A 13,112-nucleotide genomic window follows, 5' to 3' on the forward strand; every position below is an offset into this window, starting at 1 on the left:
ACTATTTGGACAGAAGATTGTTAATTGATGAGAAATATGGGTATTTCAGCTAATTAACCATCATTGTATTGGCAGAATTTACAAGGAGACCAAAATTGGCAAACATTTTTGAGGGTAATTCCGATCAAGCCATTGAAGTGATTTTAAAATTGTAGATGATTTTGAAAACCGGTTTAACAGGCTAAACGTTGTTTTATAGATTCATCATTCTTTTAAAATGCCAGCATCAGCACAGTAGACAATCGCCAGCATCAAAATTACAGTGTCTATGGGGGTTGGAAATGCTGTTACGTCCAAAGCTTCAGCCGCTTTTGAATCTCAGCAACCAGGGATGTATTGTTTTGGAAAATAAAATTGGTGGCAACAAGCTCTTTCAATTTTGTTGCTGCTTCTTTTTTTGTAAGAATGTTTGCTTCAACAAGCCTATCGAAAATCCAGATCATACCATGATATTCAATATCTTTGTTTTTGGCGCAGTTACGCACGGTTTTATCGCTACTCAACACGCAAGCGCCCAGTTTATTAGCTATGTGCAAAACAGATTTATCCGTTTCGGATAAGGATTTGGGGTAAGAAGCTGAATAAATTTGAAGAAAGTCTTCTTCTTTAAGGTTATGAATAAAAAGTCTGTCAACGGACTGGTAGGCTTTTAAAACCTGCTGCTGTTCTGCATATAACTCAAAATAAACAGATGAGGTGGTATGTATCTCGATTTCAAGCTTGAAAAATAAAGGCACAAGACCTAAATCATACAGGTCTATGAAGATACAAGCATCGGTAACAGCTATTTTTAGTTTCATTGTCCTGGCAGATATTTGACATGTCTCGAATTAGCATTAAAACATCGGCTGGTGTTCCTTTTTAAATGCTGCCAAAGACATATTTGATAATGACGCTGCTTTGGACATGGATATCTGGTCTTCTATTAATGCTCTGAATAATAGCTGCTCAAAACGATTGCTTTCTTCAATACCCTGGTATTCTACAGGTTCATCTACTTTCCAGTTCAATTGTTTGATCAGGAAGAAAAATTGCTTGGTGTAATGGTCGTTTATGATACCACACGCTTTCGCTCTCATTACAATAGCCTGCATTGAAATACCATACTGCTTTTTGATATTGCCCAATTCTAAAGTAGAAAGCTTATTGCGATGGTTTCCCAGTTCAGCTTTGATGGCTTCTTCTGACAATAACATTGCTCCGGCAAACTGATGACATAAGGTTTCCTTTTGCCGGTCGGTGATGTCGCCAAACTTTAATAATAAGTGAGCCAACTCGTGTAGTAAGGTAAATCTTATCCTGTCGGGCTTATTTTCTTTTCGCTCGTTGTAAGCCACAACCGGAATGTTACCATTTACATAAGTCTGCAAACCATCAAAATCCTCATCAACATCCAACTTTACAACTTTGATATTTCTGTCTTCCAAAAGCTCTACAATATTGAATATAGGACCAGTTCCCAGAGACCACTTTTCACGTAATAATTCAGCGGCTTTATTTACCTGCTCATAAGTGGTAACGATACCAAAATCTTCCAACGGGTTTTCAAAGTCATTGGAAAGTCCGATGATTTCTTCTAACTCCAAATAACGTGAAAGATACTCCCTGGTGGTTTCATTGATAATGCCTACTTCCTTTTGCGGCATCTTGCTCGCTTTCCGATACTCAATGTCGCTCAATTCAACTTTAGTAGTTCTGAAAAAATAATCAGGGCTTACTTTAAGGGCTTTACCAAGCATATTGAGTTTCTCTGCATCTGGGATCACTTCGCCCTTTTCATAACGATGCAATGCCTGGCGGGACAAATTGCCCTCCAACGCGTCAGCCAAATCTTGCAATGAAAAACCATTCATTAAACGGGCTGACCTGAATCGTTCCGCAAAAACTTGTTTTATTTCCATTGTAAAATTTTTTCGGGTGCAAAGGTATGACATTTCAGTTGACAAAATAGTAAAAAAATGTCATTCTTTATATAATCGAACGTAACTGTGACAAATATTCATATTCAATAACCATGTCAAAATAAGTCATATTGTCGTTTTTAACAAAATTTTGGCATATTTACATTACTTGGTTGACATGTTTATATTTTGGACTGAAATTTGTAACTTATATTCCAATCCTTTTCACACTTAAAACGTATTGTAATGGGAAAATACCAGGTAACAAGAACAAGCTGCAAACGCCGGTTAAATTGACCACCCTTCGCCGGATTGAGCTGACCAGGTGATGCCGGAATAAATTGACCACCCTTCGCCGGCGTAAATTGACCACCTGGATTTGATTTTTAGTTTATGTATTGGGGCAACCTGCTGACTATAAATTTTGCATCAAAATTTTATAGTCAGGATGGCCAATACCCCGATAACGATGATTAAAATCAGACAGATCCTGCGTATGCACACGCAGGGCTACAGCAAGTTGAAGATAGCAGCACAAACAGGTGTAGCCCGTAATACGCTTAAGAAGTATATCAAATCATTTTCAGCCAGTGGATTGAGTTTTGAAGAAATCAGTGAACTCAGCGATAAAGACCTGGAAGATCTTTTTGTAAACCCTGAGCCAAAGCCTTTAGATGAAAAGCTTCAAATCCTTTTTGAACGCTTTCCTTCCATTGATAAAGAGCTGAAGAAAAAAGGGGTTACCCGTTATTTGCTGTGGGAGCAATACCGGAGCGAACATCCTGATGGTTTTGGTGTAAGCCAGTTTAAGCACTATTATGCGCAGTGGAAAGCCCAGGTTAATCCAGTGATGCGCATGGAACATAAAGCCGGTGATAAGCTCTATGTTGATTTTGCCGGAGATAAATTAAGTATCGTTGATCCCCAGAGTGGAGAAGTGACTGCTGTAGAAGTATTTGTTTGCATACTGGGAGCCAGCCAGCTGACCTATGTGGAAGCGGTGATGACCCAGCAGAAAGAAGATTTTATAGCTGCCTGCGAGAATGCATTGCATTTTTACGGTGGTGTTCCCGCAGCCATTGTACCAGACAACCTTAAAAGTGCAGTTATCCGCAGCAACAAGTTCGAGCCCACCCTGAACGAGACCTTTGCTGACTTTGCAGAACATTATAGTACATCCATTCTGCCAGCCCGGGCTTATCGCCCCCGCGATAAGGCACTCGTCGAAAATGCGGTTCGCATCATATACTCCCGCATATATGTAAAAGTCAGGCGCAACCCATACCACAATCTTACAGACCTGAACCAAGCCATCCGGCAAGCCCTCCAGGAACATAATGCCGCTATGCTGCGGGGGCGCAACTATAGCCGTCAGCAACAGTTTGATGAAGTAGAGAAAGCCGCCCTCATGCCACTACCCGTGTTGCGTTACGAGCTCAAAAAACAATGCTTTGCTACTGTAGCCAAAAACGGGCATGTCGGCCTGGGAGCTGACAAGCATTATTACAGTGTGCCTTACCGTTATATTGGCAAGAAAGTAAAATTGCTTTACTCCCGCCACACGGTAGAGATATATTATAATTATGAACGTATTGCCGTTCATCGCCGGCTTAAAAGCCCTTATCAGTATACCACCGAAAAAGAACACCTGGCTTCTACCCACCGCTTTGTAAGCGAGTGGACACCGGAGCGCTTCACATCCTGGGCGGAGAGCATCCACGAAGATGTAAAACTTTACATCCTGAAGGTACTGGATCGAAAACAACACCCTGAACAGGCTTATAAATCCTGCATGGGTATTTTAGGCTTTGCTAAGAAAGCAGGAACCGAACGCCTGATAAAAGCCTGCCAGCGAGCCCTGGGGTACGGTGCTTACAACTACAAAACCATACAGAAAATATTGGAGAGAGAACTGGATCTCGGCCTCACGCCGGACGAAACTGACCAGTTGAAAATGCCTTTCCACGACAATATCAGAGGAGAAGGCTACTATCAATAATTATCTTTTTATTCATCACATACTATAACAATCACACATCATGAATGCAGCAACATTAGACAAGATGCGCAAAATGAAACTACAGGGCATGTATCGTGTCTTTAAGACCAGCCTGGAATCAGAGAAACCAGAAACCTATACACCGGATGAGTTGATCGCTCACCTGGTAGATGCCGAATGGGACGACCGGCAGAACCGCAGCATAGATCAAAAGGTAAAGAATGCCCGCTTCCGCTACAAGGCAGACCTGGAGGGACTTTACTATCATAGCGACCGCAACATAGACCGTAACCAGATCATGCGGCTGGCAGAATGTAGCTTCATTGACAAAGCTGAATGTGTCCTCGTTACAGGAAGTACTGGTATTGGCAAAAGTTATATTGCTTCCGCACTTGGACATCATGCCTGTAGCCGGGGTTACAGGGTCGTCTACCACAATGTACCCAAACTGTTCTCCAAACTTAAAATGAGTAAAGCAGATGGCTCCTACATTAAAGAAATAGCGCGTATTGAACGACAGCAGCTACTTATACTGGATGACTTTGGCCTGCAACCGCTGGACGCCCAAAGCCGCACAGTACTGATGGAACTGGTGGAAGATCGTCACGGAAAAAGCGCCCTGATCATTACCTCACAAGTACCAGTCAGCAAATGGTATGATATTATCGGCGAGCAAACTATAGCTGACGCCATTCTGGACAGAATCGTTCATCATGCACACCGCCTGGAGCTAAAAGGAGAATCGCTACGCAAAAGAAGAAAAGCAGATAATGAACCGAATACATAAATTTGTGAATAAACAACCGCCAGAAGATGGCTGTTGAAACAAAAAAGCAACTCAATTTTGAATCGCTCCATTATACATAAACTGAAAATCTTCGCCAGCAAATCCGGTGGTCAATTTGCTTCGGCCTGACATGGTCAATTTGATCGGCGCACGCACCCATATCTCTTTGTAATACTTCAGGAGTTCTTTTAGCTTATGACCTTTTAAGCTGTTCTGAATACCTATGTAGGCATCTTTGACGGATTGCGCGGTGATGAGTTCAGCGCCATCCTGCAGTTTGCGATACTTGTCTTTAATGGTGAGCCTGATGTTATCCAGGTGATCATTAATGGACTTAATGTGGATACTACTGCCTTTTACAATTCCTTTTTTACTGTTCCAACTGCTGATGTCAATTTGTTCTTTGGTAGAGAATTCTTTTTCTTCTCCATCTACCGTAATGCGTACATAAATATCTGCTCTTTTTTTGTCGGCCTTACATTTTCTGATAAGGAAGCAAACACCGAATGATTGTGTTTCCATACAATCTGTTTTGAATGGTTTTGAAATGATTTTTCACTCTTCACATTTGTCAGTCCGCACTTCGGAACCATGGTGTCCGCAGTTTCGAATCCTCTGAGGACGCAGGTTCGAATCCATCTCAAAACCCATCAAAAAGTGTCAAAAAAATTGACACAACAAAATGGGTTACAATGAATTGCGAGAGGTTAGGTGAGATACAAAGTTTGTGCCTGAAAAACACTCACCTTTTCACTCACCTAAATATTGCTTTTTTTTGAAATGATTTGACGAGAGAAAAAAACAAATCCCTGTAAATCAATGAAGACTTACAGGGATTGATGTGATTTGACATCGAATTAGTCGGGAGGACAGGATTCGAACCTGCGACCCCCTGGTCCCAAACCAGGTATTCTACCGGGCTGAACTACCTCCCGAACCAAAAGGGTGGCAAAGGTAATGGAATGAAGATTAATTGCCAAACAGATATTGCGTTCTTCCATAATTTTTTTCAATAGCATTAATAAGCAATAAAGAACTTTTAATATTCAAATCTCCTGATCGTTTCATCTCTAATATAACATCAATAAATTGCTGATGAGTATTCGTGTGTCCCTGCACTTCCCATTTTGTAGTGATATGAATAAGACCATGCACACGATTTACAAAAAAGTATTTCCATCTTTCAATAAGCATCCACAACTTTGCAGATCATGGCTGTATTATTGAACAGTCATATTGATAAATGAACCAGATTAATTATTAAACATAATATTATGTCGTCACTAAATATCAACATACCACATAGCCTGCCCAAAGAAGAAGCTTTATCAAGAATAAAAGGATTACTACAGCAGGTAAAAGACCAACAGGCGAATGTTGTTTCAAATGTTCAGGAAAACTGGGAAGGCGATAAGGGAACATTCTCTTTTTCCGCAATGGGATTTGATCTTTCCGGTTTGATAGATGTAAAAGAAAATGGTGTGGATATAAATGCCGATCTGCCTTTTGCAGTATCACTGTTTAAAGGAAAAATCAAGGAGTTGATCACAGAAAAAGCTACACAACTGTTGTCATAAGAATATTGATTGATGGCTGCAAGCAGCCATCAATCAATATTCTTATCTCCGTTCTATTCTAATGTAACCCTGATGATCTTATTAATCTCCGGCAGTGTTGTAAATTCATTTGGGTTAAGGACCGGTTGAATCGGAATACTTTCCTGGAGTGGTGTACCCGCTAAATTGGCTTGTGTAACGCCAGCGCCCGGAAACTGGTTTATAGCTGTGCCGTTGTCGTATAAGCCTATAGTGGAAGAGAGGTCACCTTTTCGTATTTCTTTCATATCCGCTTTCATGTAGTCATCCTCTGTTGCAAAAAACCAATCGTTAGAAAATCCATACATAGTAGCAATTGCAATTTTTTCACCTTGAGCAATTGATATTTGCTGGGATACTTTACCTCCGGCAGCATTATTCATCCTGGGTAATAATATCGTAGTTGCAGGTTCTTTAAGAATGTATACTTCTTTGACCCCTCTTTTTGCTTTTAATGAATTGGCCAATACCTCTGCATTACCTTTTTGCGCCAGTTCCCTGAGCCCTTCTCCGCGGTCTTTTTCTCCTGTTTTGTAAATAGGATTTTCATCGCCTTTATATATAACCACCAATACAGGAGAGAGTGGTGTAAAAATGCCTGTGTGATCTGCGAGGTAATTGCTTAAAACACTGTTATCGCCAGACTCAGCAATATTTGTTAATCCGTTTGCGGTAATAGCCCCTTCTGCAAAAACAGGTTCCGCAAGCAATGCGTTGCCTCCGGCAACATAAGAAATTGCCCAAACCCCCGGGCTGAAAGGTGTTTCATTGGCTGTGCCGCCTGAATTATTCATTATAGTAAGCGTGAACATAGAATTGCCATTATATGCAAGTGATACTTTCATGAGCGAGGAGGCCGGCAGGTAGGCATTACCGTAATCATCCATTCCTTTTACTTCTTTAATCTGTTTGGGAGCGCTTTCTGCCTGCCCGGGGTGCATAACATTTTTACCGGGAACCTGGTTTACCCTGGTTCCGTTATCCCATAATTTTACCTGGGATGAAACATCACCGGTAACAGGTGTGCCGTCATCTTTGTAAAGTGCGATACCAGGGTTGCCCGGGGCAAAAAACAGATCATTGCTCCAGCCATACATAGAAGCAAAAGTTACATGCTGATTTTTGGCGGCAGAAAATGAGAATGATACTGATTGACCCGGGAAAATTACCGGGGGAGTGCCTTCTCCCCTGAATGTTCCTGATTCAACGAGAGGTTTGCTGTCTAATACATTTTCTATTGTGATAATGCCCTTTTGATAGAATATTCCACCATCTTTTTTGCATGAGAAAAATATTAAACCTGAGCACAGTAGCGCCACAAAGCGTTTTAGTGTATTTGTTTTCATTGTAAATTGTTTTGTTGCACAAAGCAACAAATGCCATATCGCAAACCCATCTCAGAAATATAACAAAAGTATCACGGTGTTTTTTTCATCATTTTATTCTTCAATTTTGTGAACAGCATATATGAACAGTAAAACAGTTTTGATTGTAGAGGATGATGTTAATATCGTTGAATTATTAACCATACATCTTAAAGACCTGGGTTGCAATGTGATGATTGCCACAGATGGGCAAAAAGCACTTGCAGCAGCCCGGAATGAAAATTTCGATCTTATCATACTGGATATTATGCTTCCCGGGCTTAGCGGTATGGAAGTTTGCAGAAAAATACGGCAGTACGACCGGCATATACCGATTATGATGCTTACCGCAAGGTCTGAAGAAATAGATAAGGTAATGGGCCTGGAAACCGGCGCTGATGATTATTTGACCAAGCCATTCAGCATTCGCGAATTTATAGCAAGGGTTAAAGTTATATTCAGAAGAAAAGAAGATACCATTCAGGCAAAGGATATCCGGGCGCCTTTAATAATTAAGTATGCAGGATTGGAAATTGATATGGATAAAAGAAAGGTTACGCTTGATAATGCAAGAATTGATCTTTCACCCAAAGAATTTGAGCTGATATCCTTACTGGCATCCAACCCCGGAAAAAGCTATAGCCGGAAACAACTTTTAAATCTTGTTTGGGGATATGATTTTGAAGGATATGAGCATACTGTTAACAGTCATATAAACCGCCTGCGCGGAAAAGTAGAAAAAGACATATCTAACCCACAATATATTTTAACTACCTGGGGAGTTGGTTACAGGTTTAATGAAGATTTATGATGATATTAAGCAAAGCAATTAAAGGCAATTTATTATTCTGGAGAATAGCTTTGGTATTTACCGGGCTGCTTATTTTGCTGGGAATTGTTTTTATAATTATTGCATCCCGTTTTTCTGAGTCGTATTACAACACGGCCCACCAGGAACTGTACGGAAATATTGCGCAGCATTTAGCAACATTTACACAACCATTTAAAAATGGTAAACCCGATACAACCGTTACACATGACATTATACACGCTACTATGGTGGCTAATCCAAGCGTGGAAGTATACCTGCTGGATACGGCAGGTAATATTGTTGATTATGTTGTGCCGGATACAACAGTACATGTAAATAAGGTTGATATAAGCAAGGTAAAACAATGGCTTTCGGCAAAAGAAATAAACCGGCCTATGGGAGATAATCCCAAAGCGCCTGGTGAACCCAGTATTTTTTCAGCAGCGCCTGCATATGAAAATGGAAAACTTTCCGGGTACGTGTATGCCGTGTTGTCAAGTGAAAAGCAAAAGCAGATTCTCCATTCAATTAACAACCGGTTCTATTTCCGGTTGGGAAGTTATATTTTTTTCTCAGCGCTGGCAGCGGCTTTTTTAGTAGGATTGTTTACCTTTTTTTCAATAACACGCAGTGTTGCTAATATTACTGCCGTAGTAATGCGGTTTAAGGAAGGAGATTACACTGCCCGGATTGAAGGGCACTCAAAGGGCGATATGGCGATGCTCAGCACTACTTTTAATGAAATGGCTGACGTAATTGTTGACAATTTTGAAAAGGTTGCTGCCACCGACCGTTTCAGGCAGGAGCTTATTGCCAATATATCGCATGACTTACGTACGCCGCTTTCTGCCATGCAAGGTTACGTAGAAACATTAATGATGAAAGCAAAAGAGCTGCCGGACGAAGAAAAAATGAAATACCTGTTGATTGTTCATGAAAGTACACGAAGATTAGGCGGATTGGTAGAGCAACTTTTTCAATATGCCAAGCTTGAGGCAAATATTGTTATACCGGAAAAGGAATCCTTTCTTATTAATGAACTGGCTTCTGATATATTGATGACATATCAATTGAAAGCTGCTGAAAGAAACATTCAACTGGAGATAAAAGCGCCATCCCGGCTTTCTCCTGTATTTGGAGATATTGCGCTTACTGAAAGAGTATTTCAGAACCTGCTGGATAATGCATTTAAATTTACGCCTGATGGCGGAAACATTACGATTGAGCTGGCACAAACCGTTTCAGGCGTTAGTGTAAAGATTGTTGATACCGGCGCCGGAATTCCTTTTGAAGATCAACCCTATATTTTTGAGCGATACAAACAACTCAATAAGGAGCGTAACAATACAAGCGGAATGGGTATAGGGCTGGCTATAGTAAGAAAAATTTTAGAATTACATCAAACTACGATACAGATATTCAGCGAGCCCGGCAAAGGAACAGCATTTCAATTTACATTACCGCTCAGGAATAACTTTATATTACAGGGCAATAGCTGAAAATGAACCTGTGCAGGCGGTTAATAATAATAAAACGAATTAATTTCTTTTATCAAACTTTTCATGAGAGACATAGTTTTTCAGGACGATACACATTGTATCAAAACCGTACACTTTGTGTATCGGTAGCGTACGAAAACGTTCGGCAGTTTTGATGTAATTAATTGGTTTTCAATAAAAGTATATTCTGGCACATCATTCCTTTATAAATGGCAGTTTCAGTATTGATTTTTGCCTTCCGGCATACGGCCGGGAGGTTTTTATAAAAAGGTTATATAATAGTTGAGATAAAATGGACAGAGTAATTCAAAAGAAAAAGTGGAATACAAAGCGGATACTTACTATAGTTGGTATAGCGGCCATCGTAGCACTGATAGGAGCAAGTTATTATTTTACCTCCGGCAAGCCTAAGCTTAATGTTGACACCGAACGGATAACCATAAGTGAAGTTAAGCAAGGCGTTTTCCAGGAAACCATTCCTGTAAATGGTGTTGTACTTCCGCTTACAAGTATATATCTTGATGCGCAGGAAGGCGGCCGTGTTGAAGAAAAATATGTGGAAGATGGTGCCATTATGAAAAAAGGACAACCGATTTTACGGCTTTCCAATACAGATCTTTTAATGACATTGATGAGCCAGCAGAATACCGTGTATAATACACTTACACAAATGCAGATCAACAACAATAATGCTTTGCAGAATACGGTATCCAAACTTAACCAGATGGCTGATGTGGAAAGTCAGTTAAAAGAGGCGGAACGCCTGTATAAGCTGAATAAAGAATTGTATGATCAGAAAGTGATCGGCTCACAGGAATTTAAACAGTCGGAAATAAATTATAATTACCTGCTGGATAAGAAGATGCTAACGGAGCGCATTCTCGAACAGGATTCTCTTTCAAGATTGCAGCAGTCGAAACAGGATAAGCAATCTTATGCAGGCTCACAGCAGGCATTAAATATTATGCAGAAAAAAGTTGGCGATTTGATTGTGCGTGCACCGGTTGACGGACAGTTAACATCGCTTGACGCTGAAATAGGGGAGAATAAAAATAAAGGACAAAGGCTTGGACAGATAGATGTATTGAGTGGTTTTAAAGTGAGGGTTGATGTGGATGAACATTATATCTCCCGCATTTACCCCGGGCAAAAAGGGCGGTTTACTTTCGCGGATTCATCTTATGAGCTTGAAATTAAAAAAGTATTTACGCAGGTTACCAATGGCCGCTTCCAGGTTGATATGGAATTTACAGGTAAGGTACCCAAGGGTATACGCCGGGGGCAAACATTGCAAACCCTGCTTGCTTTAAGCGATGAAAGAAAATCCCTGCTCCTGCCACGCGGAGGATTTTACCAGCAAACGGGTGGTAACTGGATATTTAAAGTTTCTGAAGATGGCAGTAAAGCGTATCGTGTAAACATTGTGCTGGGCAATCAAAACCAGGATTATTATGAAGTAACAGAAGGATTAAACCCTGGTGATAAAGTAGTAACAAGCAGCTATGAAAATTATGGAAATATGCAGGAGTTGATTTTGAAATAAGCTATCAGCTATCAGCTATCAGTCCTTTTGGATGCTGACAACAATTACAGACCGCTGATAGCTGACCGCTGACACCTGATAGCTATATTTAAAGTTTACTGCTGAAAGAAAAGAGCATTTTTTTTATTTCAATTATTTCTTGTTCGAGTTCTTTAAATAGAGGTTCGGAAATGTAGTTCAGATCCTTAGACAAGCAAAGCTGATATTCCAATTCAGAAGCTGAGCCCGATGATATAGTCAAAAAACGCTTGAGGTCAGGCACGCTATTTCGTCCACAGCCTTCAGCTATATTGGACGGAATAGAATAGGCAGCTCTGCGCATTTGAGAGACAAGACCAAACGTTTCTTCTTTAGGAAAACATTTGGTGAGCATATAAATTTTTAGAGTGAGTTGATGTCCTTTAGACCAGATGGATAATTTGCGAAAGTCTCTCATATTAGTGTTTTTTGGTTAGAAGTTTAATCTTGTTAAAGGTAAATGAAATTGTAAACTAATTATTCAACAAACATTCGGCTGACTACTCTCGCTAATAGCTGATAGCTAATAGCTGACTGCTGATAGCCGATAGCCTCTTGTAACATTTTAAAAACCATTTCGTATATAATAAAATACAGCATCAATGATAAAGATTAAAGACCTTGAAAAGATATATCGCACGGAAGAAGTAGAAACGGTAGCGCTCAATAAGCTTTCTTTTGAAGTAAAAGATGGTGAATTTGTGGCGGTGATGGGCCCATCAGGTTGTGGCAAGTCAACATTGCTTAACATACTTGGATTGCTGGATGATCCTGATGCGGGCAGCTTTTTGTTTAATGGTATTGAGGTGGCACATTTTAATGAGCGCAAAAGAGCCGACCTGCGCAAGCATAATATCGGTTTTGTATTCCAGAGCTTTAATCTTATTGATGAATTAACAGTGTTTGAAAATGTAGAGCTGCCATTGATATACACCGGGGTAAAATCTGCAGATCGTAAAAAAAGGGTAGAAGAAGTGCTGGATAAGGTACAGATCATGCACAGGCGTAATCACTATCCCCAGCAATTATCAGGTGGTCAGCAACAGCGTGTGGCTGTGGCGCGTGCAGTGGTAAATAATCCAAAATTAATTTTGGCGGATGAGCCAACAGGTAATCTTGACAGCAGCAATGGTAATGAAGTAATGCAGATGCTTACTGATTTAAACGAACAGGGAACAACCATCATAATGGTTACCCACTCCGAGCATGATTCGAGGTATAGCCATCGTATTATACGCATGCTGGACGGGCAAACGGTTACGGAGAATATATTGGTATAAGAAACAGCCTCTCCAAAAGGCGGAAGGAGAGATAGTCATTTAAAATTTAAAACAAAACATATGACACAGCAGTATCAAACCAAAATGCAACAAATCACCATGTTTGTCATATTGCTTGTATTGGTGATTGTCATTGCTCAAAAAGTATCGGCGGGCACCTGCGTTGCAAGTCAGTATGAGGTAGTTCAATGTGATGAAAACACGGCAACTGAATCAGAGAACGTTTCATTTGAGGTAAGTGATTTACCCTGGAGTCCTTTTATTGCTTTTCTAACCCGTTAGACAAACATCCGCTTTCCTTAATATCATAATCCC

The 13,112-nt window shown here is 40.3% G+C and carries 14 protein-coding genes and 1 tRNA gene; 8 read left to right on the forward strand and 7 right to left on the reverse strand.

Translation table 11 applies throughout. The annotated features are described in order from the left end of the window. Window positions 1-287 precede the first annotated feature (287 nt). Together DC498_RS20035 and DC498_RS20040 are read right to left on the reverse strand one after the other, a co-directional pair. Window positions 288-800 (reverse strand): hypothetical protein, encoded by a 513-nt coding sequence (locus DC498_RS20035; RefSeq protein ID WP_116875945.1) that lies wholly within the window; start codon window positions 798-800, stop codon window positions 288-290. 36 nt (window positions 801-836) lie between these two features. After that, complete coding sequence (locus tag DC498_RS20040; protein ID WP_116875946.1) at window positions 837-1,901, reverse strand: helix-turn-helix domain-containing protein; 1,065 nt, start codon at window positions 1,899-1,901, stop codon at window positions 837-839. 469 nt (window positions 1,902-2,370) lie between these two features. On the opposite strand from DC498_RS20040, the gene istA reads away from it, so the two are divergent. Both istA and istB read left to right on the forward strand, forming a co-directional pair. Further along, window positions 2,371-3,900 carry an IS21 family transposase gene (gene istA / locus DC498_RS20045; RefSeq protein ID WP_206197705.1) on the forward strand — a complete coding sequence of 510 codons (1,530 nt, stop codon included), beginning with the start codon at window positions 2,371-2,373 and terminating at the stop codon, window positions 3,898-3,900. A 40-nt stretch (window positions 3,901-3,940) separates the two neighbouring features. Continuing rightward, window positions 3,941-4,687, forward strand: a complete 747-nt coding sequence (gene istB, locus DC498_RS20050) for an IS21-like element helper ATPase IstB (protein WP_116875948.1) — start codon at window positions 3,941-3,943, stop codon at window positions 4,685-4,687. A 51-nt stretch (window positions 4,688-4,738) separates the two neighbouring features. On the opposite strand, the gene DC498_RS20055 is transcribed toward istB, so the two are convergent. From DC498_RS20055 to DC498_RS20065, 3 genes are all read right to left on the reverse strand, one after another. Further along, a complete protein-coding gene (locus tag DC498_RS20055; RefSeq protein WP_116875949.1) occupies window positions 4,739-5,209 on the reverse strand; it encodes an Arm DNA-binding domain-containing protein in 471 nt (156 codons plus the stop codon). A 339-nt stretch (window positions 5,210-5,548) separates the two neighbouring features. Further along, window positions 5,549-5,622, reverse strand: a tRNA-Pro gene (locus DC498_RS20060). 34 nt (window positions 5,623-5,656) lie between these two features. Continuing rightward, window positions 5,657-5,881 carry a hypothetical protein gene (locus tag DC498_RS20065; protein ID WP_116875950.1) on the reverse strand — a complete coding sequence of 75 codons (225 nt, stop codon included), beginning with the start codon at window positions 5,879-5,881 and terminating at the stop codon, window positions 5,657-5,659. An 80-nt stretch (window positions 5,882-5,961) separates the two neighbouring features. Here DC498_RS20065 and DC498_RS20070 point away from each other — a divergent pair, with 80 nt between their 5' ends. Next, entirely contained in the window at window positions 5,962-6,264 is a 303-nt protein-coding gene (locus DC498_RS20070) for a polyhydroxyalkanoic acid system family protein (protein ID WP_116875951.1), read from the forward strand. 53 nt (window positions 6,265-6,317) lie between these two features. On the opposite strand, the gene DC498_RS20075 is transcribed toward DC498_RS20070, so the two are convergent. Continuing rightward, window positions 6,318-7,628, reverse strand: coding sequence for a spondin domain-containing protein (locus DC498_RS20075; protein WP_116875952.1), 1,311 nt, complete (start codon window positions 7,626-7,628; stop codon window positions 6,318-6,320). Between the two features lie 121 nt (window positions 7,629-7,749). Between DC498_RS20075 and DC498_RS20080 the strand changes: the two genes are divergently transcribed. From DC498_RS20080 to DC498_RS20090, 3 genes are all read left to right on the forward strand, one after another. Continuing rightward, complete coding sequence (locus DC498_RS20080; RefSeq protein WP_116875953.1) at window positions 7,750-8,457, forward strand: response regulator transcription factor; 708 nt, start codon at window positions 7,750-7,752, stop codon at window positions 8,455-8,457. After that, entirely contained in the window at window positions 8,454-9,956 is a 1,503-nt protein-coding gene (locus DC498_RS20085) for a sensor histidine kinase (RefSeq protein ID WP_240628058.1), read from the forward strand. The genes DC498_RS20080 and DC498_RS20085 overlap by 4 nt, the downstream gene beginning before the upstream one ends. Window positions 9,957-10,248: 292 nt before the next feature. Next, the gene (locus DC498_RS20090; RefSeq protein WP_116875954.1) at window positions 10,249-11,499 is read left to right on the forward strand and encodes an efflux RND transporter periplasmic adaptor subunit; all 1,251 of its coding nucleotides are present in this window, start codon (window positions 10,249-10,251) and stop codon (window positions 11,497-11,499) included. An 88-nt stretch (window positions 11,500-11,587) separates the two neighbouring features. Here DC498_RS20090 and DC498_RS20095 read toward each other — a convergent pair whose 3' ends face one another. Then, entirely contained in the window at window positions 11,588-11,935 is a 348-nt protein-coding gene (locus tag DC498_RS20095) for a four helix bundle protein (RefSeq protein ID WP_116875955.1), read from the reverse strand. A 184-nt stretch (window positions 11,936-12,119) separates the two neighbouring features. Between DC498_RS20095 and DC498_RS20100 the strand changes: the two genes are divergently transcribed. Then, window positions 12,120-12,797 (forward strand): ABC transporter ATP-binding protein, encoded by a 678-nt coding sequence (locus tag DC498_RS20100; RefSeq protein ID WP_116875956.1) that lies wholly within the window; start codon window positions 12,120-12,122, stop codon window positions 12,795-12,797. A gap of 60 nt (window positions 12,798-12,857) precedes the next feature. Further along, window positions 12,858-13,079 (forward strand): hypothetical protein, encoded by a 222-nt coding sequence (locus DC498_RS20105; protein WP_133176917.1) that lies wholly within the window; start codon window positions 12,858-12,860, stop codon window positions 13,077-13,079. Window positions 13,080-13,112 lie beyond the last annotated feature (33 nt).

The sequence above is a fragment of the Terrimonas sp. genome (genome assembly GCF_003075435.1).
GTDB lineage: Bacteria > Bacteroidota > Bacteroidia > Chitinophagales > Chitinophagaceae > Agriterribacter.